Origin of the sequence: Gillisia sp. Hel_I_86 (genome assembly GCF_007827275.1) — a bacterium.
Lineage (GTDB): Bacteria > Bacteroidota > Bacteroidia > Flavobacteriales > Flavobacteriaceae > Gillisia.
Genome location: NZ_VISE01000001.1, coordinates 2,335,776 through 2,359,318, shown reverse-complemented (window position 1 = coordinate 2,359,318; position 23,543 = coordinate 2,335,776). Strand labels below are relative to the sequence as shown.

Genomic DNA, 23,543 nt, shown 5'->3' with positions numbered 1-23,543 from the left:
ATAACTTTAAGGGGTAGATTAATCAAGAACCTCGGGGCAAGCCCACGAGGTATGCGTAGGAAACTATTTTTAAAAATTCGAGGCAAGCCTCGGGGAATTAAACCTTCGATGAGGGATTAAAAAAATTATAATCAAAAGGATCAAAATTCCAGAGAAAAGGCAGTAAGAAATATACCACGAGCGATAAAAGAATTATTGAAATAAAATTCATGAATAATCCTGATTTAATCATATCTGGAATTGAAAGATAGCCAGAACTAAATACTACTGCATTAGGCGGGGTAGCTACTGGCAACATAAAAGCACAGGAGGCAGCTGTAGTAGTCGCTACAAGAAGCAAATAAGGATTAATTTCCAATGCGATTGCAACAGGAGCAACTATTGGCAATAGCATGGCGGTAGAAGCCGTATTTGATGTAACTTCTGTCAAAAAATTTACTAAAGCAACTATCACTACAATCAATAAAAAGAGAGATAAATTTTGTAGTAAGGAAATTTGTCCCCCAAACCACTCCGCTAAACCAGTCTCTTGGAACCCAGCAGCCAATGCCATTCCCCCACCAAATAAAATAATAATTCCCCAAGGCATTTTAACAGCATCTTTCCAAGTTATAATTCTTTCGCCTGTGCTATTTGCCGGTATTGTAAATAAAAGAATGGCAAAACCCATTGCAATAATGGTATCATCAAGTTTTGGAAAAATTCCCATAAAAAGAAATGAACGGGTGATCCAGAAAAAGGCGGTTAAAATGAAAACTGCTAACACAGATTTTTCCTCTCTTGTAAGTGGTCCCAATTCCGCTAAAAGTTTGTTCACCTCTTTTTTACCTCCAGGAAATTCTGTTTGTTTAAAATTAAAAGCAAATCTTGTTAGATAGATCCATGCAATTATCAATAAAATAATTGAAATTGGAAATCCATATTTGAACCATTGCCAAAATGAAATATCAATTCCATAACTTTCACTAAGAAATCCTGCAAAAATTAGATTAGGGGGAGTTCCTATGAGCGTCGCAATCCCACCTATGGAAGCAGCATAAGCCATCCCTAACATTAAGGCTTTCCCAAACCGCTCATTTTCTTTTTTTATAGTAGATGGATTATCTTCTAATAAGGCAATAATAGAGAGACCCATTGGCAACAACATAACCACGGTGGCTGTATTAGAAATCCACATGGAAAGGAACGCCGTCGCGACCATAAAACCTAAAATAATATTAAAAATGTTGGTTCCAATAGAATTGATAATATTCAGAGCAATTCTTTTATGCAAGTTCCATTTTTGAATTGCGATTGCCAAAATAAAGCCTCCCATAAAAAGAAAAATGTATTTATTGCCATAGGAAGCTGTAGTGGTTTCAAGGTCAACAGTCCCTGTTAGAGGAAAAAGCACAATAGGCAAAAGCGCTGTAACACTAATAGAAACAGCCTCTGTAACCCACCAAACTGCCATCCATAATGTTATGCACAACATATCATAGGCAGGCTCTGAAATGCCGTTAGGAGTGTTTAGCTGCAGTAAAAAGAAAAGTAAAGGACCTGTTAATATTAAAATATTATTTCGGCTAAAAATCATTTTATCCATCATTCTATTGTTCTAATACATTTCAAAAAACTGCACGAGCCCTTGCTTATTCCCCGGAAAATTTATTTGTTTTGGGCCTATTGGTGATTCCCTTTTCTTTCTCGACCTCTTTATCCAACCAGTAGAGTAAATATGGAATATTGTGGGCATGAGTCCACCCAAAAACCCTTAAACCCTGATTGGTTTCCCAATTGGTAAACCTTTCGCTTATATCTTTCGGGAGGTGAGAAATTTTAAGTAGCGCTTGGCTATATTCTTTTTGGTTAGCAAATTCATTATTTGGTTTTGGAAGTTTATCAACCTTGAGATATTGAGCCCTTTTTTTGGCTTCATTTAAGTAAATTTTATTGCCACTGAATTCATAGCCTAAAAGTAATGGATAAATTGTGGCCAAATAAGATTCCATCTGATGGTTATAAGGAGGAACATTTAAGACCCATCTTGCATGGTCTAAAAGTGCTTTTTTAACGCTCTCATCGCCGGTTAATTGATAATACTTATAAAGGCCTTGAACTACATAAGTTTGGCTATAACCATATCTATCTATTAAAATATTACCACCCTGCTCCTTTTGAAGCTCCAGCATTATTTCTACTCTCTCGTCTAGCTCCTTCTTATATTTTGGGCTTTTTGTTGCATCATATAGTTCGACTAAATTTAAAACTGAAAGGTAGAGACGCCTCCCCCTTAGATCATGCTCCCCCCAAATTCTTTTTAAGTAGGTGTCCCCTGTCATTTTTGCCACCTCCAAAGCTCTATGATCGCCAGTTAGGTAATAGGAGGCTATCCATCCTTGTATCCAAACATGTGCGCTCAATAGAGCATACCAATGTTCTTCTGCATGTCTTCTTCCAATTCCCAAATAAGGAGTGGATTCGGGTTCGTCTTTGTAATCCCAATAGTCTACAGCATCATTGATTTGACCTAAATAGGTTCTTTTCCTCGGCCAGTGAACATTATCCACATCCATGGTATGTTTACTAATTCCTTCTGCTAAATAGTAATATTTTGCATCTCCCGTTCTCATAAAATTAGTCCATAATTGAAAATCCACCATAGGTTCATTGTTGTTCCACTGGTACCATTCCTCTCCAATGTAATAATTTTTTCCGTCTCCATAATCGAACATTCCATACCAAGGTTCCCATTTTTGATTAAAGGCCCACCAATCATATTTATATTGTAATGCATTTTCAAATTCTTCATGTTTTGAGGAAAAAGGAGCCATGTTTCCGTAAACCTTAGTTTGGGTATACCATTGAGGAGAAGCATGGGCAACCGGAGCTTGCAAAGAATAGTCAATCACATTTTTTATTTTTCCTAATTCGGGTTTTCCATGAAAATAATAGATAAATTCTGTTGTTTTAGTAATTCCCTGTGCAAAATTACCCAGCATTCCTCCATCTTTTTCTGTATGTTTTCTTTCAAAACTCATTGGTTCAATTCCAGATGGCCAGATATAGCCACTCATAGTGTTATTATTGTGATCTACTTGGAGTTCTTTGGGATATTCCTTAAAAAAGTTTTTTATTCCAACACTAATCCCCTTTGAGGAATCAGAAATATCTATCCAACCCTTGGATCTTTGGGTTTCTTCAAGAGTGTTTTCTCCATTATAAATTCGAGACTTAAACCCTTGTATTCTTTCAGTGGAAGAAGATGTTTTATTTGGAATGTTTTGATTGGGCCCGGTCTGTAAAATCCCGGTCTTTTCATTGTTTAACTGATCCAATTTAATATCTTTTAACGTGGGATCCTGAAACCAGTCTCCTTCATAAATAGAACTTGAAAAGCTTACATTGTTATTTAGGTGATAATTAAAAGTTAAACCACAACCAGCAATCTGATCATTAGGTTGGGTCCAACCAGGATCATCCATGGTTTCCTCAGACAGTAATATTTCATTTTGCGTCGCTATATTGGCGTGTTGCCCCTTCTGTTTTATATGTTTATCTGGCTCCCCAGTATATGTGAGCGTATGAAGCACTTTAATATAAGATTTTCCGGCGTACGCATGTATTCTTATAATAAAAGGAGAAGGATTGTTATTATTTTCATACACGTAAGTACCTTCCACCCTAAATATTGTATGTAGTGGCCCAGAGCCTTTTTCCCTAAAAACCTCATGAATCACAGCTTTTGACATGTCCAAACCCTTTTCATCCAAAATATCCAAAAAAGTTCCTCTTTTTTCTATTGGAGCTGAAGCTATCTTTTCATCCTCTTCAAATTGGTTATTTTGGTTCAAATCCAAATGCACCTGATCAAGGAAGCCATTGCCCTGTTTATCGATGCTAAACTGCAAGGGGCCTGTGTTAACTGTAATTCCTCCTTGAGGTCTCATATTATTGGTTGAAATAATACGTTCCGAAAATAATTTTGGGGAAACATCTCCACCAAATTCAAGCGTATAATTTGGAGATGTTTCTGAAAAAAAGAAGATCCATGCCCATTTCACACTGGAATTTGCAGGTAGCCATGTGGTTACTTCTGTTGTTTGGATTGGAATCTCTTTTCCCAGGGAATTTATTAGCCTGATATTATCAACAGAATTTAAAGCACCTTTTGGAAAAGGTATGCCCATTGTAATTGGAGCACCTTCGATATTATTTTCAATATTAATTGATATTTTTTTAGTCGTTTGGGCATTCCCCACAAACATTAATGCCTGAACGATGATCAATACAATTATTTTTTTCATAGCTTCTAATTTATTATTGAAGACACAATGCAGCAGCACCCAGAATGGGAGATCCATTTTTTGTGGAAACTTCAATTTTTAAGTTTTCTATTTGTTTTGAGTAAGCAAAAGCCTTCAAATTTGTTTGTAAGGATTCTTGAAAATATTTATAAGCTTTACTTATTGATCCCCCGATTATTATCGCTTCTGGGGCATAGAGATAGAGGATAGTTTTTATTGCTTCTCCCAAATGAAAACCATACTCTTGAAAAGCAATAATTGATTCTGGATTACCTTGTTCCGCACGTTCAAAAACTTCTATGGGGTGCAAACCATACTTTTCAGTAAAAAAAAAGCTGCTAGCGTAGTGCTCCATTATACTTTCTTTATAAGCAATCATTCCTATTTCACCCGCTCCACATAAAACACCATTATATAATGATTCATTAATAATAATTCCCATACCTATTCCTGTTCCCAGAGAAAGACCTACAAAATTTTTATAATGAAGCCCTCGGCCATAAATTTTTTCCCCTAGGGCAAAACAATTAGCATCATTATTTAAATGAACCAGTAGTCCATATCGTTCGATAAGCAATTGCTTTAATGGCACTATTTCCCAACTTGGTATATTTTGCACATTATATGCTATTCCTTTTAACGGGTCTACAACTGCTGGAACACCTATACCAATACTTTTTGTGTTTTGGGTGATAACCTCATCTATGCAATTAAATAGATCGTGCAGGACCTGATCATAAGTTCCCCCTCTTTTTACAGGTTTAATCGATTTTTTTTCAATTTCCCCATTTACAACCCTTCCAGCCTTTAAATTAGAACCTCCTATATCAACACCCAGTACCTCCATTATATAGCCTTTTCTTGTCTTTTAAGTTTTATCGTTTTATTGTGTATAATAGGTTTTGACCAAAATCCTATGGATAGCACAAAAGCCAGTGGTACCACTAAAGAAAATAGACCCGCTTTCAATGTCGTTACCTCCCCAATCCACCCAACTATGAAAGGAAAAATGGCTCCCCCGGCAATTCCGGTAACTAAAATCCCAGATAATGCTCCGTGATTATTCTTCACCGAATTTAAGGCAAGTGAAAATATAATGGACCACATAACAGATATGAAAAAACCAATAAGAGGAAAGGCAATTAATGCTATTTTACTTGAGCCAATCAAAGCTAAAACGAGACATACAATAGCTATAATGGTAGCCATTATTAATACTTTCCGGCTATCTATGAACTTTAAAAGAAGGAGGCCCAATAAACAACCTGCAGTCAACATCGCCCAAAAATAGGCAACGGTATTAGCTCCAATCGTTCGCGGATCCAAGTTATGGTACTGCAGTAAAAATTGCGATATCCAATTACCGATACCCTGCTCGATACCCACGTAACAGAATATTCCTAAAAAATAAAGTAAAATCCACCGATTTTTCAAAAGTTTTAAGTAAGTGCCGAAAGATCCAGCCCGTTCATCTTCATTTTTTTGGAATTTAGGGTAAGAAGTAGCTAATACTACTACCAGCAGAATAAAGGAAATGAACGCAAAAACGATATAAAGAGCAACCCATGGTAAATCAACTGGCACTAAACTAACCAGGATTGTGGCTAGATTATCGATATTTGTTGAAGAAGAATCCACTAAATATTTATACAAAAAGGGGCTGGCAAAGGAGGCAAGTCCAAAAAACAATTGTGCTAAAACCGAATTGAAAGCAAAATTTTCTTCACCACCAGCAATTCTCAACATTGGATTGATAATAACTTGGAGAACAGCCATGCAAGATCCCAAGACAAAAAGTGTCAAAGAAAAAACAATATAACCCGGAAAAGCAACAAAGCTTAAAGAGGTGATTGTCATCAATAAAAAGGAAGCCGACAATAATTTTTTATTGCTAAATTTTTCAGCAAGAAAACCTGCAGGAATAGACATAACTCCATAAGCAATAAAGAAAGAAAAAGGTAGTAGCCCTGTTAGGGTAAGGCTCAATTCAAAACTTTCCTTTACATCTGCTATAATTGAATTTAGTATATTGGTGATAAAAGATATTACAGAAAAAATTACAATTACCAGTATTACTAAATAATAGTACCTTTTAGAGGAGTTAGTTTTTCTCATTTTGATTTATTAATTGGAATTGCTAATTTCCCAACATAGGGAAAAGCTCCTTTATTTCTTGCGCTGTTGGTTGTTTTCCATATTCACAGATTTCTAAAAACTCGGCTTGTTGTACACTAGATACATCTTCGTTTGGATACCATTTTTTTAAGGCAGCAATCTCTTCTTGATCGAATTTATATTTTTCAAATCTAAGTTTTAGCCAAGTTAACCTCTCTTTTTCTTCTTTTGGCACTTCCGAATCTTTCATCCCATTTGTCCATGGCCCCCATTCAAAAATTTGAGATTCATGAGCTGCCAATGCAGCTATTTTTTTGTCAAATACTTTATCAATGATAATACCTATATCGTTAGAAAAAGGATTTGGCTTATTAAAACCGTCCTTCATATAAAGAAAAACTGGGTTTCTTTCTAACGGCGGAGTATCTGGAGCAACGTTAGGAACAATTACTAAATAAGCTGCGTCTTGAACAACTATACCTGCGTTCCTATGGTCGGGGTGATAGTCGTTGGATCTAAGGCCAAGTACTATATCCGCATTCCATTCTCTTATTTTTCTTATTACCTGATGCCTAACGTTTAGGGTTGGCAGAAGCTCTCCATCATGATTATCTAGTACTTCATATTCAATTCCTAGAATTTCAGCTGCTCTCTTTGCTTCGCTCCTTCTTCTTTTTGCCAAAACTCCACCCCCCATATTCTGGTGTCCGGCATCCCCATTAGTTAAAGCCAAAAATTTTACATTATGTCCCATTTCAGCAAATAAGGCTGCTGTACCACCAAATTTAAAATCACAATCATCGGGATGGGCTCCAATAGCGATAATGTTTAAGGGCTTTTTATCAGTATTTTGTCCAATCATAGGTAATGCTATTAATAGAAAAACTAACAATATTATTTGCTTTTTCATGGGGTTTTATTTTAACATTGGGAAAAGTTGTAAAATTTCTTCTTTTGATGGTTGTTTCCCATATTCACAGATTTCAAAAGATTCTGCATAATTAATATTCTCCCCCTTCTTGTCTCCATACCATTTCTTAAGTGCCTCTCGCTCATCAGATGTTATACTTCCCGACCAATTGGCTGACATGAATTTTTGTCTTTCGTCGTTTCCAGCAGGAACTTTTTCCAATCCATTGCTCGTCCATGGGAGCCATTCAAACATTTGTGATTCGTGGGCACTTAATGCCTCTATTTTCTTATCAAAGGTGCTGGTAATATCGACTACAATATCAGGCTGGAAGGGATACGGTTTTTGAAAACGGTCTTCTAGGTAGAGAAAAACCGGATTTTTTTCTAAAGGTGGAGTGTCCGGAGTAACATTAGGAACAATTACTAGATATGCTGCATCCTGTACTAGAATGCCTGTATATCTGTGATCTGGATGATAATCAGCCGGTCTTGGGGACAAAACAACATCTGCATTCCAATTACGAATTTCGCGGATTATTTGATGCCTAACATCTAAGGTAGGTAGAAGTTCACCATCGTGATTATCTAAAACAGTATATTCCTTAACCCCCAATATTTTTGCCGCTTCCTCTGCTTCTGCTCTCCTTATCTTAGCTAAATGACCTCCTCCTTTATTGTAGTGGCCCGCATCTCCATTTGTAACCGAAACAAACTTTACATTATGCCCCATTTCCGCAAAAAGTGCCGCAGTTCCCCCGAACTTGTTGTCTGCATCATCTGGGTGCGCGCCAATAACAATAATATTTAATTTTGATTTTTCTCCTTGTGCAGTTATATCCATCGAAATGGACAATGAAAGGATACATACCAGGAAAAATAAAAAATTGTTTTTCATATTTAATTTTTAAAAAATAACACATCCTTGTCCAAATTGACAAGGATGTGATGGGTTTAATTACTATTTTGAACAAAATTGGGGTTGATATCCATTTCTCTCTGTGGAATAAAAAACAACTCTCTAACATCTTCGGGATCTACTAATGGTTCGGCAATTTCAAAGACTTCTCTTTCTACATCAAATCTTCTAAGGTCCGCCCATCTATGGTTTTCAAAAGCCAATTCTAATTGTCTTTCCTCTAGAAGTTTTTCCTCAAATGTACCTGGTGTACTGGAATCAATTTCCGATAGTCCAGCTCTTTCTCTTACCTCGTTAATCAATTGATAACTTTCTTCAGATTCCCCTATGGCCTCTGCAAGCATAAGTAGAACATCGGCGTATCTAAAAACAATAAAATTAATATCAGAATCATTTTCTGAAGAGGGATCACTCTCATACTTGCGAACATAATTTGCCGAAATAACCTCCCCTTGTGCATTTATATAGGAAGTTCCTATGGAGACTTCAAATCTTTCATCTTCAGTATCAAATGAGTCAATCAATGCTTGAGTCGGTCGGTTTCTTCCAAATCCAGAACCAGTTTGAAGGAATGCGCTAGGGGAAAATTCATTTGTAAATGCACTACCTTGGCCAATTCCTCCCCCCATAAATTGGACTTCAAAAATTGATTCTATATTGTTTTCATTATTGATTCCCCAGATATCCTTATAATTTTCAACCAATCCATACCCATAATTATTAATAATTCGTCTTAAAACCTCTTCCGCAGCTGCATTTTGTCCTAGGGTCAATAAAACTTTTGATAACAGAGTGGCGGCTGCACCTTTTGTGGCACGACCCACATCACTTACCGGGTATGAAACCGGAAGGTTCTCTTCTGCTACTCTAAGATCAGAAATTAGCTGGTCATACACAGTAATAGCGTCTACTTGCTCTAATTCTTCTCCTGCAATAAAAGGTTTCAATTGTAATGGAATATTCCCATATGCTACTGCCAAATGATAATACATGAGCGATCTTAAGAACAGAGCTTCACCAATTATCCTTTGTTTTAAAGATTCATCCATTTCTACAGATTGAATCCTCTCTAAAATAATATTACAGTTTGCAATAACTTTATAGGAGCTAATCCATGCAGCTGTAATTTGTTGATTTAAAGGATCTTCAGTAAATCTGTTTATTTCCGCATACTGTGCCGCCAAACCTGTAGCATCAGGTCCTTGATCCGTATTATCAGATCTCATTTCGAACATTGTCCAATATGCCCTTCCATAAACGCCGTCATCTTGAAGACCCGCATAACTTGCATTTATAGCACCAATAAAATCATTTGCAGTGTTATAAAACTGAGCTTCATTTCGGTTTGATATTGGTGCTAAGTCTGTAAAATCATCCGAGCAGGAAATAGCAGTAAAACCTACCAATAAATATGTTATTAATTTTTTCATCTTAATTTTTTATTTAGAAGTTTATATTCAAACCTAAGGTTAATGATGTTGTCAATGGATAGGTACCATAATCTTCACCTGGAGTTAAACTACTTGTTGTATTATTACTAACTTCCGGATTATAGCCCAGGTAATCTGTAAAAGTAACAAGGTTGGTGCCTGTTAAATAAACCCGGAGTTTATCGATAGTTCCCCCAAGGAAAGTATCTTTTGTATTTAAAGAGTAACCTAAAGTAACATTTCTTAATCGTATAAATGATCCATCTTCAACTTGAAAAGAAGATGGTCTGTTATTATTTCCATGACTTCCAGATTCTCTGTCTGCACGAGGAATACTTCCATTTCCAGGTTCTGAAGGAGATCTCCATCGCTCATTGAAAATTGCATAGGAATTAAAATTAGCTTCTCCATTTTTTAAATGCCGGGAGGTCAAATTTAATATTTCATTTCCTTCCACTCCTTGAACTAGAAAACTAAAATCCATGCCTTTATACGTAAAAGTGTTTGTTATTCCCCAAGTAAAATCAGGAAAATAACTACCAGTAACTGTTCTGTCATCTGGTGTAATTTTTCCATCACCGTTAACATCAAGAAATTTAAAATCCCCCGGGGCAGGATCCGGTGCCTCTGTATCTTCAGGAGAATTGGCAATATCTTCTTCGCTTTGATAAATACCGTCCACCACATAACCAAAATAGCTTCCGATAGGATCGCCTACACGGGTGATATGTCTAATTCCTGCACTACCAGCTGAATAAATAGGCTCATTATTATCATTTAAGGATAATACTTCATTTTTGTTTGTAGAGAAGTTGAAATTTGTTTCCCATGTAAATTCACCTACAAGGTTCCTTGTACGTAAAGCAACTTCAAAACCTTTATTCTCAACTTCTCCAATATTTTGAAGAGTTGTTTCAAATCCAGAAACAGAAGGAATACTTACGAATAATAGTAAGTCTGTATTTTTTGTCTCATAATAATCGGCCAATAGAAACAATCTATTATTAAAGAGCCCTAATTCAATCCCGAAATTCGTTTGGGTGGCCTTCTCCCATGTTAAATCTGGATTGGGAATAGTAGATTGTAGTAGCCCGTTAACTTCATTTCCATTAAAATTGTAGTTTAATGGGGATAATAAACCTATAGCCCCATAATTAGGAATTTCAAAGTTACCTGTCTGACCCCAGCTAAACCTTAATTTTAATTCGGACAAAGCATCGACTGAACTTAAAAATTCTTCCTCGTTCACTCTCCAACCAGCTGAAAACGAAGGAAAGTATCCAGTTTGATTGTTACTTCCAAACCTAGAAGATTTATCTGACCGAATAGTTCCTGTGAAGAGATATTTATCTTTATAGCTATAATTTACTCTAAGAAGGGCAGAAAGCAAGGACCATTGTTCTTTAACAGAACTTCCCGCGAATACTTGACCTCCACTTAATGTAGTTACCAAATCATCTGGAAAATTATCTGCTTGAACCTGTTTAACCGTTACATTATCTTTTTGCATTGAATAACCTGCCACTGCGTTAATGAAATGATCATCATATTCTTTTATCCAATTAACCGTATTTTCCCAAAGCCAATTTATTTCTGTGGAAGAAGAAGCCTGTGCATACGATTCTCCCTCTGTTGCATCTCTGAACAACAGAGTATTTCCGCGATAAAAATCCCTATTGTAAATATTGATATAAGCACCACCGAAAGTTTTAAAAGTAAGGTCTGGAATGATTTCGTATGAAAGCCCTAGCGAAGTTCTTGTTTGAAATTGAAACAGGTTATCATCCACTGCAGGAATAATTGCCAGAGGATTACTCGCAGTAGTTGTACCGGCTCCAAGATGGGATTGGTTATTGGTTTGATTTATGGTTCCATCTTCATTATAAGGTCGAACAGTTGGGGAATGAACTAAAGCTGAATAGACAATTCCGGGAGGTCTGGCAAAATAGGGGGCAGAAGCCGGTTCCCTTTGATTTTCTGTAATCGATGGAGCTATTCTTAAATCCAGATTTAATTTATCCGTTAGTTGAGAATCCACGTTTAGCATTAAACTGTACCTCTCAAATTGAGAATCAGGGATAATTCCTTCCTGAGTGAAATAACCTCCAGACACATAATAACTGGTATTATTTTCTATTGGAGAAGCATAAGATAAATTATAGCTTTGTATTGAACCAGTTCTGAATATAAGATCCTGCCAGTCTGTATCCGTTCCATCCCAATTCAAAAAAGATTCGGGAAGTTCATAGTTTCCATTACCTCGCTCTCCAGGGCCTATCGGATCATCTACAGAAGCTCCTGGAACATCTTGCACATAAGGATTGTTCCTTGCATCACGAGTATATGCTATCAATTCTTCAGCGTTCATCAACTCGATTTTATTCGCAACTTCTTGTGAACTATAATAAGTATTAAAAGAAAAAACCCCCTCCTTAGATGGTGTTCCGTTTTTTGTAGTTATCAAAACAACACCATTCCCTCCTCTTGATCCATAAATAGCTGTTGACGAAGCATCTTTCAAAATTTCCATGGATATAATATCGTTGGGATTAATTGTAGCTAACGGATTAACTGGAGGAGCTTGAAAAGAGCCACCTCTTCTTGCTAAGTCCCCTTGAATATTTACGGAGGTAAGATTTTTAGAAATTGGTATTCCATCTACTACAAAAAGAGGATCGCTACCAGCGGAAATAGACCCCGAACCCCTCACCTTTATATTAGGACTTGAACCAGGTTCTCCGGAAACTTGCTGTACTTGTACTCCAGCAACCTGTCCTATGATAGCATTTTCCACACTTACCACGGGAATATCCACTATTTGTTCTGGGCTTATGGAAGCTACAGAGCCAGTAACCCTCCTTTTTGAAAGGGTTCCATAACCCACCACCACTACTTCATCCAATGCAGCTGCATCTGCCTGTAAAGCTATAATGATATTAGTTTCACTATCCACAGTTACTTCTTTAGTCTCAAACCCAACAAAGGAAACAACTAAAATATTCTCATTGCCTGGTATTGTCAATTCAAAATCTCCATCAAAATTAGTTATCGCCCCTATATTTGTTCCTTTAACCTGAACGGTGGCTCCACCTAATGGCATACCGTCAATATCAGTCACAGTTCCTGAAATTTGTTTTTGTTCAGAAATCGGAAAATCTGTCATAATACTTTTCTCGACACCCTTCAAATCATTGGCCGCTAACGAAAAAGGAATGACTGATAATAAAATTGACAAACTACAAATGGCAGTTTTGGATTTGTGAACCACCTTATTCTTGATCATTAAATAAAAATTTTTCATAAATGAATTATTTAGTTAAAAGTTAAAATTTCCACCTTACAAAGGCTTCCATAGCTTCATAATTGGCCAATCCCAATTTGTGATAATTTTGAGCAGTTTTGTTGTTCCTTTCCTGAGCCCTTACCCAAAATTCTCTCTCATCATCTCCCGGAAAAACAGGACGGTCCTTTTGGGATTGATGTTGAAAAATTGCATTTTTTTTACGTTCAACTTCCTGAGGAGAGAGGGGAACAGCCATTTCTATTTCATATGTTTGAAATTCTTGCCACGCACCCCTGTACATCCATAACCAAGCTAATTTTGCCCAGTCCTCAGTTTCTCGAAGTTTCTCCATTGCTTTAATAATAATCTGAAAACAAACTAAATGCGTTCCATGGGGATCAGCAAAATCTCCGGCTGCAAATATCTGATGTGGTTTCAATTTTTGGAGCAACTGAATTGTTTCATCAATATCATTGTTGGAAACAGGGTTTTTCATTTTCTTGCCTAGATCATAAAAGGGAAGATCCATAAAATGAATTTGATCATCTGGTAATCCTGCATATCGAGCAGCGGCAATTGCTTCTGATTTTCTTATAAAAGCTTTTACTTTTTGCACCTCCAATGGATCTGTTTCATTGGGCTGTTTGTTATTAAGGAAAGCACTCATTTCACAATAAATTTTTTCGAATTTTACAGGATTTAATCCCATACTTTCATAAAAATCGATCGCGAATTCTACATACCTTAAAACATCTGTGTCCCATACACTGGTGTTACCAGATGTTTGATAAGCTACATGTACATTATGTCCTTGCTCTACCAGACGAATAAAGGTTCCTCCCATGGAAACCACATCGTCATCGGGGTGGGGAGAAAAAATCAAAGAAGTTTTAATCGATGGTTCGGCACGTTCGGGTCGTTGGGAATCTGCTGCATTTGGCTTTCCTCCCGGCCATCCAGTAATGGTGTGTTGAAGGTCGTTAAAAATCTTAATATTTATATTGTAGGTAGGACCATATTCTGTGGCCAACTGAGCCATTCCGTGATTATTGTAATCTTCATCTGTTAATTTTAAAATAGGTTTATTAACGATATGAGATAACCAAATGATGGCTTTTTTAATAAGGAATTCGTTCCAGTTACAGTCTTTTACCAGCCAAGGGGTGTCAAAGCGTGTTAGCTCAGAAGCCGCATCTCTATCAATAACAAATTCAATGTTTTCCGCAAGCTGTAAATATGAAGCAGGGACTTCCCCTGAAATTTCTCCTTCAACAGCTTTCTTTACAATAGCTGCCTTTTTAGTGTTCCAGGCCATTAAAATGATTTCTCTTGCCTTAAAGATTGTGCCAATACCCATCGTTATTGCTTTTGTGGGAACATTTACTTTTCCTCCAAAGTCTCGAGATGCATCTTGCCGAGTTAAATCATCTAATGTTACCAATCTTGTACCTGAATTTGGAGCTGAACCAGGTTCATTAAAACCAATGTGCCCTGTTCTTCCAATTCCTAAAATTTGAAGGTCAAAACCTCCAAGGCTTTCAATTTTATTTTCATACGCTGCACAAAATTCTATAACCTTCTCCTTATCTAAAGTCCCATCTGGGATATTAATATTTTCTTTGGCTATATCAATATGGTCAAAAAGAACTTCATTCATAAAATATACATAACTCTGTCTGGATGAAGGATTCATAGGGTAATATTCATCCAAATTAAAAGTTATGACATTCCTGAAACTTAGGCCCTCTTCTTTATGAAGTCTTATAAGTTCCTCGTAAACCCCTATTGGCGTTAAACCTGTTGCAAGTCCGAGAACAGTGTTAAAACCTTTTGCCTCTTGTTTTAAAATAACCTCAGAAATTCTCTTGGCAACCATTTTGGATGCAATGTGCTTATTCGCATAAACAGAAACGGGTATTTTTTCAAATCGGGTTTCTTCCAAAAGGTTTAATCGTGCCATTTTTCGCATATTGAATTTATCTCAAATAAGATATAACGTAGTTAAAAAAATAAAACTAATAAAAAAAATTAAATAAAAATATAAACTTTCATTATTATTTTATAAAAGTTTTAATATTAAATTAAAAAAATCGATGCAAGCCTCGGGGGAATTAAACCCTCGATGAGGGATTAAAATGCTACCTGAACCCCGCTAGAATGAGTTGTCGGGCTGGCATTCAGGCAGTTTGCATCACTGTTTTTTAAGTGGTTTGCATTATATCCATAGCGGTTTTTGTTTTTTTGGTGCCGCTTCCTTTGTGATGTTTTTGCAAGATTTCATAAGGTTCATTTTAGATTTACTTCCCAAAAAGCTTTCGCCGCTACCTTTTCAGTAACCGAAACGAAAATTCAGATGAGTAAGGGCCTATAAAAGGGAGCGCGACCTTAAAGGAGAGTCATTAAGAAAAGAGGCTTTAAAGAACGAGTAACATTGATTTTTTATATAATGGCAGTATCTAATTAAAATGGCACTTTTTGACCGAAACAGGTGGCACCACCCCTCCGAAATAGCCAATTCCAAAAAGATCTTGACAACTATACGTATTTCTAATTTTAGATGTCAAAAAAATGCTTTGGCTTTTTTAATTTTTGAATATAGAAAGCTGCTGTTTATTCCAATTTTAGCACCAATTGAGCAAACTGCACATCTATGGTCTTATCTAAACCAGGAATCAGGGAATCTAGGTTCGTTTTTGAAACCAAAACCTGTCCTGTCGCATTTATCAGGCAAGACATACTTAGTCCTTGTTCTATATGGGCAATGGTTGCTTTAAATTGTGATTTATAGGTTTTCCCTTGATATGTAACATCTACCACCCAATTAAAATTGATAGGTTCGTGCCGGTTTGATAAAAAATCCACGGATGGAATGGTACCCGTAAACCGAAGGATTAGGGGATCTTCCTGCTCTTCGAGAATCGTATTTATTTCAGGAGCATTGGTTGACAAGGTTTTAAGGTCAAGGATCCCCTTTACCACTTTAGAATCATAATCAAGATATAAAGCCAGTTTATGGCTTTCTGCCTTGATAGGTTTACTGTCAACCATTGTCATCATCTCAATATGGCCCTGTTCAGTTTTATAAATCTTTTGGGCCGTAACCTCGCAAAATGCTATTAAAAGAACTGTGAATGTCAATAGTTTGGTTTTCATAATGTTTGTTGTTGCTAATTGTTTCCTATATAAAAAATATAACCCTAATTCGACCTTCCCCATAATCAAGAACCTCGGGGCAAGCCCACGAGGTATGCCTTGGAAAATAATTTTAAAAATTCGAGGCAAGCCTCGGGAATTAAACCCTCAATGAGGGATTAAATCAAACAGATTTAGCTATTTTTTCCATAATTGAAAGGTCTGTTCCAAATTTGCAAATCGCATCGCAATGGTTCCTTAATTCAGAAAACAAAATGTATTTTATGTGTATTTTGGAATTCTTGATTACTGGCCTATTTAATTGATGTACAACCTCTTTTTCACGATTGTTTGGAATGATGATATAAAAAACCTCATCGCCATCTGAAATGCTGAAATATAAATCTGATAGTCTTAAGATTCCTGAATAAATACTGGTGCTTTTTTCAACCTCAAAAGCGCCAACAATATTATTGGTCCCTTTTTCAAACCAAAGCACATCGATGAGTTTGATGGTGGTTTGGGTTTCCTTATCGCAAGGAAGTTCCGGGAACGCATTCATTGAAATGAACGAAAAACTTTGACCGCCAAAAGATTTACTTTTATCGTTGCTGGCGGGTGTTACATCAAGGCCAAGGGAAATCCCGATTTTCAACAAATGGTATTGCATTTCGTCGTGAAGCTTCTCTTCCTGCTTTTCTTCCCGAATTTCCTTCTGCCGTTTTACGATGTTTTTTTCAAATTTGATTCTTTCGGCCTCACTTAAATATTCGTCGCTGCCAATGAGCATTTTTTGGGTGCCAATCTCGAAACACAATCCGGCTATTGCGCCCAAATCGTTTGACAGTTCCGATTTGTTTTTAATATTGGTTTCAATCAAGGTTTCCCTGATCTTGAGGTACTCTGTCCAACTTCCCAATTTCTTTTTGTCCTTGAACAAAAAATTAAACCCTTTTAGGATGGCCGTGTTAAAAGGTGGGAACCATCTTGGGTGCAAGAAGTACAAAATACTTGCTACCGCTGGGCCCAGGCCCTTTATTTTAAGCGCATCCAATTTTACAATTTCCTTTATTACCTGTTCTTCCGTTTTGGCATTGATACAGTTTTCCAAAAATTGACCGAAAGCTATTTTATTGTCCTGATTTTCATAAATATCGGGAATGCGCAATTTCGGCTTCCAATAAAAAGGATGGGCCACCCCCACAAATACCTGTTTTTGTTCAGCTATGCTACCTAATACAAATTCCAAACTGCTTTCCTTAAAATCGTTTGGAAAAGTTTTGTTTTTAATATCCTCGATTACCTGTAAAACACCTCTGCGAATGGTCCTAAATGCCTTTAATCTTTGGTCATTGTCGACGAACCAAGTATTGTAAACACTTTCTGAGTCGGTTTTATACTGATGGATTATTTGGGGAAAATTGCTCATTGTTGCTATTATTTCACATTTCTTGAAGACGTATGTGTTTTGATGATCTTCCATTCCCCATCCATTTTCTTTAAGATAGAAGTTGCCACGCCTTTTTTGCGAATCGTTCTACTTTCGCCTTTTTCATTAGGGTTAAGCATAATGGTATAGATATAGGTTTCGGTGGTAAAAGCATAGGGCAAATCCACCTTGGCATCAATTTCATAATCAGAAAAATTAAAACTTTTAAATTCCCCTAATTCTGGTACAAGATGATGTTCAATGTAATGTGCATATGAACCTTCCACGCCCCCAGACTCAACTACTTCAGAATCTTCGGCAAAAAGATTGAACGTACCTTCTGTTGTCAAATTTTGAATAGCATCTTTGTATGCCTTCATGACCGCAATAACTGCTTCCGTATCGGTCGGTGCTTTAGTTTCCTGCGCATGGGTAAAGCCGAAAGTTGCAGTGAAAACTGTTAGGAGTGCAATTGTTTTAAAAATTTTCATGATTTTAGTTTTAAAAAAGTTGTTTATTATCAACGTGAATTCTATTAATGTTGGCAATGCCAAATATAAGGACCAAAAAGCTCAAGAAAATTTCCATCATCACCAAAATTTTGCCCAAAATGGAGATCGGCACAATATCGCCATACCCAACCGAGGAAAAGGTTATCAAGCTGAAATATATAAATTCAAAAAACCGCACGAAAAATGCATCATTGAGCAATGTAACGGTTTTGAAATTTTCAGGATCCAAAATATATAAGCTCTGATAATCTGCCGAGAATGAAAGCACAATCAACACCGTAAATATAGTGAGAACGTGGGCAAGTCGATGACTTTCATCTATTATTTTAGTTATAATTGAATGAACGTAAGCCGGACAATAAATATGGTCTTGATTAATGCCGAACCTAAAATTAAAATAGGCAGCCATACTCCCTTGTAACCTGTGCGGGTTCATAGCGTATAACTTAATGATATAACAATTACAACACTTACGGTAAACAATACTTTTTTGAAGAGTTGTCCTTAGGACCCAGTGCTATTTGATATGTCTTTTCTTTGTTCCATCACTATTGATAATTTTTCACTAACAAAATACCAGTAGTGCATATGCACCATCAATTAACAGGGTTGATGCCTAAAAATAATACCTGAAAATGAGAGAGAAATGGATCTCTATTAATCAATCAACAAAAATATCCATCCCTCAAAATCAAGTTTTTTCAACTAAACTTCTCTTTTCAAATTTCTTGTGACCAACAAGGCAAAGGATCCAACACTAACCGTAACCCTTTGCGAATAAGGACTTTTCATCTCATTTTACCGTTAATTTTTTACGGTATTTCCATATTGATATTTTGCAAATATTTTTACCACGGCCTCTTTGATTTCTTTTTGTTTATCATTTGTATCTGCGTGGAGCACATCTGGCGCAAATCCCTGCCAGACCAGTTGACGGCGGGACATATCTATGAGCTCTACAACCACACCACCTTCCTTGTGCTCCTCGGAAGATTGATAATTGCCGTAATAGCCATAGCCGTAATAGCCAAAATGGCCATAGCCGTGACCGTAGAATGGAAAATACGGATAGCTGCCGGAATTGTAGTTTATATTTCTGGTTTTGACCACAATACGTGAATCTACCAATAAATCAGGATTGGCTTTGTCCATTACATATCCTTTCTTTTCCATTTCGTCCTGAATGGCCAACTTTAGTCTTTTTTTGATCAATGTATTGACAAAGAGCGGTTCTTCTTTCCCGTTTTCCATTTGAAAATCATCTGACCAATAGAAGGTCCTGTAGGCCCCAAACTGTGCCTCACGGTCATAATCGGTAACAATGGCCGAAGAACTGACCGAACAACTGACTGCGGTAGCTGCTATTAAAAGGCAGGCTACCATTGTTTTTAATGTTCTCATCATTTATTTATTTAGTTAAACATTTATACTTATATTTATTTTTTACATTTGGTATTCCATCACTACTTAGTTTGGTTCCCTATTTAAAGTGAGGCTGCTTGAGGCACTGTGTTCGTTTTCCAGTGTATCGTCCCCAAATAAGAGCATGTTTAAAAACAAATTTGGGTGAAAGTTTGTAAAAAAAGTTGGGCAGTATAAACTTTGTAGTTCACAAATAAAACAGAGTTTATGAAATCGAGATACACCCGATCGACTGCCCAACAGTGGGAAATTATGAAAAAATTCCTTCCCGTTAAAATCAAGGGCCACTATAAGTTGCGCGACATTGCCGACGCCATCCTTTGGATATTGCGCACCGGCTGCCAATGGCGGAACCTACCGGAATGCTTTCCCAAATGGGAGAGCGTCTACTACCATTTCAGGAAGTGGGGCCGGGACGGCACCCTTTCAAGGCTGAACGCAGGGCTGAACATGATGGAGAGGAAGCGGCAGGGAAAGGGGGCAACGCCCAGTATGCTGTCGATCGACAGCCAGTCCGTCAAGGCGGGGCCGATGACCTCCGAGTCGAAGGGCATCGACGGGAACAAGAAGATAAACGGACGGAAACGGCACGCGATCACCGATACCCTCGGCCTGGTATGGGGCGTTGTGGTAGGCGCGGCGAACCAGGCCGACGGGGCGGTGGCCGAGAGGGTGGTGGAGCCCCTGTTGGGCTATCTGGACCGGATGGAAAAGATACTGGCCGACCATGCCTACAAGAAGGTGTTCATGGAGTGGGTCGAGAGGACGGTAATAGGGCTGGAAGTGGAGATCTCGTCATGCCCGCCATCCTCGAAAGGCTTTGTCCCGGTAAAGTGGAGATGGGTCACCGAAAGGACCTTCGGGATCTTCAATTTCTTCAGGCGACTGGACAAGGATTATGAAAAAACACCGGAAAGTCAGGAATATTGGGTATTGTGGCAGAATTGTCAGATTATCCTCAATAGAATCGAATGATTCTTGTGAATCGTTTTTAAACATGCTCTAATTCCCAGCCGGACCGAAGGCCTGCAAACACAATAACCAACACTATTAAAGCCATAACAATAAGCCTAGAAACCAATTGGGCTTGTTTTTTATGATGGGTAATGGGTGAGCCAGATTCCGCAAGCCCAAACATTTCACTGTGTATTTTAGTTAGTGGAATTTGCAATTTTCTTAGATCCTTGATTACAGCGTTGATCATAAGCGGGGGGCCGCATACATAATAATCATTTTGCGAGAAAGTGCCTGTACAGTATTTTTCCAATAATTCGGTGTCAAACCGTCCTTTTTCCCCTTCCCAATTATCTTGCTTGCTGAGTATATGTACTACTTTCAATTTAAGGGATGTGTTTTCAGAGATATGGTTCAATTCTTCCCTAAAAGCAATATCCGATTCGGTAGCATTAAAATAGAATAACATTACTTCCCGCTGTTCATCTTTGTCTGCCATATATTGCAACATACTGGCAAATGGTGTTATACCAATACCTCCCGCAATAAATACTATGGACCCCGAATGTGATTTTTCTAAATGGGACATCTTGCCAAATGGACCTATAATTTTAACTTTATCTCCTTCCTGAAGGTGATGTATCTGGCTTGTAAAGTCACCTGAAGCTTTTACCGTAGATGCCAAATGTAACTTTTGGCTGGGGCTTGATGATATGGTAAATGGATGTTCTTCACGCTTTAAATGCTTGCAATCTGTAAATTTGATAAAGTGGAACTGTCCTGGATTATGAGAATAGGGTGCATTGCCATTTATAGGAACAAACTGAACACTGTACGTGTTGTTGGCCTTTTTTACGACATTTAGTACTTTATATTTGGGTGCGAAGGTGAACAAAAAAAACCGTTGCCAAATAAAAAATGCTATGGCAATGGGAGGGAGAATGAACCATAATACCTGTAATGGCAGCAACTCCAAATCGTCCCCGGCATAAAAACTGTGCACGAACATCAGTAGGAGAATGCTGATGGCAAACACATCGTGCATAGCACGCCAACGTTCATAGTTTATTTTTATTTTCTTGTGGCCGATACTTACCACAACCTGAACCAACAGTATTAAAAACGCAATTTTGCCCAAATTGATGTACCAAGGTTCGTCATATCCCAATAGCATATCTACGGATTTTTCTGATAATGCAAGCATCAGAAAATGAACCACAATAAACAGAAATGCCCAAACCCCCATCCTTCTGTGAAAATCAATCAAATTGTTATAGGCGAACAGGCGGTCAAGCCATTTTATTCTCGCGGAAATGATAAATTGAAAAAACACCATCATTATACCGCACAATCCCATCAGCATCCCTAATTGTGCAATAAACCCTTCTTCAGTAGATGGCGTTGACCAATAAACCATTATCAATGGAATGGCCATAGCAATGAAATATATGCTTATTACCGCGATATGTTTTACGTTGGTCAACTTAATTTTATTTTTTATGTATTACAAGGCGAATTTTTGATGCACTATTTTTTTTTGAGCAATGCATCTATATTCAAATCATGCTTATCATCTACTTTTATAAATGCGATGCTTGGGCGTTCCAAATTATAATTTGATATTAGCAAGAACCAGGAAGCGTTTAATTCGATACCTTCTTCGATAGGGTTCAATTCTATAGGTATACTAACATTCCTAGTAGTTCCTGCCAGGGTAAAATTGCCATTAACTTTTAACTCCTGTCTTGCCCTTTTATTTAAATCAAAATCGCCAATGAGTTTTCCTTTAAAAACTACCTCGGGAAAATTTTCAACCTGTAAGAGTTTATACATGTGTCTGTCGCGCTTATTATTGCCTGTTTTGATAGATTTTACGAGCACTTTAAAAGCAACTTCATTAGTTTCGAAATTGATGGTTCCCTGCAAATCATTCGATTCTCCGGAATATGAATTAATCGGCATTTTAGCATTAAAAATAGCTATTCCACGTTGTGTTGCATACACCTGGGCTTTTCCATTAATACTACAAAAAAAAAGCATTGCCATTAAACCATAAAAAAAGAGGGATTTACACATAGCCTTATAGCATTTATTCTCATTATACTATTATAATTCCCTTCGAAAGATTTACTCTCAGTTTGGCTTGTCATTAATTTTAGCACTCATATCATTAATTTAAAAAATATGTTTTTTAGGTAAATTTTCTTATTACTTCGCAAACTAATTTTTTTAACCAGTCCATATAAATTAAAACCCTATCGAATTTACTTGGCTTTTAACTGAAGTAATAAAGCACCAATTACTATGATAGCAATAACTGCATAAAGGATATAGCTGAGCCATTTTTTGAAGCTACTTTCCTTTTTTTTAGTTTCACTACCTGTCTTGCAACACTCTTTCATACTTTTATGTTTTTGTGCCCAACAAGGAAAGGGTTTAAATGTCAACTGTCTGCACTTCCACCCTTCCCAAACTAGGATTTTTTCAATACCAGATAGGAAATCTTTAACTGCTTCCCATTAAAAAATGAAAAGCTATCATTTCCTTCTTAAGCATCAAATAATGAGTCACTAATTAGTGATTTCCTTTTGCACTTTACCACAAGTCTGCATCTTTTTGCCTTGGTACGGGTTTCTTACTTCCTTACTGTTACTTAACCAAGCACTTCCTTTATCGTACATGGGGCAGAACTGTTCGTACAGCGTGTTTTTAGTTCCAGTAATGGCAACCATATCGATAATATCTATACTTAAGGACTTAAAATGCTCACGTTGATGGTCTATGGGACTATCAGAAATATGTTCGGCTTGTTCTGTGGCATCTTCTATGATATCGGCCAGCTCTTTTTGGTCTTCTTTGTTATAGCTGGTCATATCAAAAACCTTTAATGAGGCCATTAATTTAGTTCCGGCCTGAGCCGCTTTTTTGGAATCATCTCCTACCAATGCATCTTTCAGCATAAAATAATCGGCAAAAACTGCTTCTGCCTTTGGGTTCATTTTATCCATTTTCATAGTGCTATGGTCCATTTTCATATCTCCGTTCTCGTGGGACATTTTTTCTTTTTCTTGTGCATTGGAAAAAGAAACCGTTAACAATAGCATTGCTGCTATACTCATTTTTAGATTTTTCATTTTTTTAAATATTAAATT

At 37.1% G+C, this 23,543-nt stretch carries 19 protein-coding genes; 1 reads left to right on the top strand and 18 read right to left on the bottom strand.

Annotated elements, in window-relative coordinates; translation table 11 throughout:
* Window positions 1–97 precede the first annotated feature (97 nt).
* From JM83_RS10670 to JM83_RS10605, 14 genes are all read right to left on the bottom strand, one after another.
* A complete protein-coding gene (locus tag JM83_RS10670; protein WP_261376441.1) occupies window positions 98–1,588 on the bottom strand; it encodes an SLC13 family permease in 1,491 nt (496 codons plus the stop codon).
* 43 nt (window positions 1,589–1,631) lie between these two features.
* A complete protein-coding gene (locus JM83_RS10665; protein WP_144961943.1) occupies window positions 1,632–4,286 on the bottom strand; it encodes a hypothetical protein in 2,655 nt (884 codons plus the stop codon).
* A gap of 13 nt (window positions 4,287–4,299) precedes the next feature.
* Window positions 4,300–5,133 carry an ROK family protein gene (locus tag JM83_RS10660; protein WP_144961942.1) on the bottom strand — a complete coding sequence of 278 codons (834 nt, stop codon included), beginning with the start codon at window positions 5,131–5,133 and terminating at the stop codon, window positions 4,300–4,302.
* Window positions 5,133–6,401 (bottom strand): MFS transporter, encoded by a 1,269-nt coding sequence (locus tag JM83_RS10655; RefSeq protein WP_144961939.1) that lies wholly within the window; start codon window positions 6,399–6,401, stop codon window positions 5,133–5,135. The genes JM83_RS10660 and JM83_RS10655 overlap by 1 nt, the downstream gene beginning before the upstream one ends.
* A gap of 22 nt (window positions 6,402–6,423) precedes the next feature.
* A complete protein-coding gene (locus tag JM83_RS10650; protein WP_144961937.1) occupies window positions 6,424–7,311 on the bottom strand; it encodes a PIG-L deacetylase family protein in 888 nt (295 codons plus the stop codon).
* Between the two features lie 6 nt (window positions 7,312–7,317).
* Complete coding sequence (locus JM83_RS10645) at window positions 7,318–8,208, bottom strand: PIG-L deacetylase family protein (RefSeq protein WP_144961935.1); 891 nt, start codon at window positions 8,206–8,208, stop codon at window positions 7,318–7,320.
* A 56-nt stretch (window positions 8,209–8,264) separates the two neighbouring features.
* A complete protein-coding gene (locus JM83_RS10640; RefSeq protein WP_144961933.1) occupies window positions 8,265–9,659 on the bottom strand; it encodes a RagB/SusD family nutrient uptake outer membrane protein in 1,395 nt (464 codons plus the stop codon).
* Window positions 9,660–9,672: 13 nt separating this feature from the next.
* Entirely contained in the window at window positions 9,673–12,960 is a 3,288-nt protein-coding gene (locus JM83_RS10635) for a SusC/RagA family TonB-linked outer membrane protein (RefSeq protein ID WP_261376440.1), read from the bottom strand.
* A gap of 22 nt (window positions 12,961–12,982) precedes the next feature.
* Window positions 12,983–14,902, bottom strand: a complete 1,920-nt coding sequence (gene nagB, locus JM83_RS10630; protein WP_144961931.1) for a glucosamine-6-phosphate deaminase — start codon at window positions 14,900–14,902, stop codon at window positions 12,983–12,985.
* Between the two features lie 650 nt (window positions 14,903–15,552).
* A complete protein-coding gene (locus tag JM83_RS10625; protein WP_144961929.1) occupies window positions 15,553–16,095 on the bottom strand; it encodes a hypothetical protein in 543 nt (180 codons plus the stop codon).
* Window positions 16,096–16,258: 163 nt separating this feature from the next.
* Complete coding sequence (locus JM83_RS10620; protein ID WP_144961927.1) at window positions 16,259–17,503, bottom strand: hypothetical protein; 1,245 nt, start codon at window positions 17,501–17,503, stop codon at window positions 16,259–16,261.
* An 8-nt stretch (window positions 17,504–17,511) separates the two neighbouring features.
* On the bottom strand, window positions 17,512–17,994 hold the full coding sequence (locus JM83_RS10615) for a DUF4440 domain-containing protein (protein WP_144961925.1): 483 nt from the start codon (window positions 17,992–17,994) through the stop codon (window positions 17,512–17,514).
* A 10-nt stretch (window positions 17,995–18,004) separates the two neighbouring features.
* On the bottom strand, window positions 18,005–18,424 hold the full coding sequence (locus JM83_RS10610; protein ID WP_261376895.1) for a potassium channel family protein: 420 nt from the start codon (window positions 18,422–18,424) through the stop codon (window positions 18,005–18,007).
* A 395-nt stretch (window positions 18,425–18,819) separates the two neighbouring features.
* Window positions 18,820–19,419: a DUF4136 domain-containing protein gene (locus JM83_RS10605; RefSeq protein WP_261376439.1), complete on the bottom strand. Its 600-nt coding sequence runs from the start codon at window positions 19,417–19,419 to the stop codon at window positions 18,820–18,822.
* A gap of 225 nt (window positions 19,420–19,644) precedes the next feature.
* On the opposite strand from JM83_RS10605, the gene JM83_RS10600 reads away from it, so the two are divergent.
* On the top strand, window positions 19,645–20,412 hold the full coding sequence (locus tag JM83_RS10600) for an IS5 family transposase (protein ID WP_144959460.1): 768 nt from the start codon (window positions 19,645–19,647) through the stop codon (window positions 20,410–20,412).
* Window positions 20,413–20,428: 16 nt separating this feature from the next.
* Here the strand turns inward: JM83_RS10600 and JM83_RS10595 are convergent, their stop codons facing one another.
* The 4 genes from JM83_RS10595 to JM83_RS10585 all read right to left on the bottom strand — a co-directional run bounded on the left by JM83_RS10595 (window position 20,429) and on the right by JM83_RS10585 (window position 23,525).
* Complete coding sequence (locus tag JM83_RS10595; RefSeq protein ID WP_144961923.1) at window positions 20,429–21,874, bottom strand: ferric reductase-like transmembrane domain-containing protein; 1,446 nt, start codon at window positions 21,872–21,874, stop codon at window positions 20,429–20,431.
* A 44-nt stretch (window positions 21,875–21,918) separates the two neighbouring features.
* Window positions 21,919–22,467, bottom strand: coding sequence for a YceI family protein (locus JM83_RS10590; protein ID WP_144961921.1), 549 nt, complete (start codon window positions 22,465–22,467; stop codon window positions 21,919–21,921).
* A gap of 188 nt (window positions 22,468–22,655) precedes the next feature.
* Window positions 22,656–22,793 carry a hypothetical protein gene (locus JM83_RS19160; RefSeq protein ID WP_186434986.1) on the bottom strand — a complete coding sequence of 46 codons (138 nt, stop codon included), beginning with the start codon at window positions 22,791–22,793 and terminating at the stop codon, window positions 22,656–22,658.
* Between the two features lie 168 nt (window positions 22,794–22,961).
* Entirely contained in the window at window positions 22,962–23,525 is a 564-nt protein-coding gene (locus JM83_RS10585; protein ID WP_144961920.1) for a DUF3347 domain-containing protein, read from the bottom strand.
* Window positions 23,526–23,543: the final 18 nt, after the last annotated feature.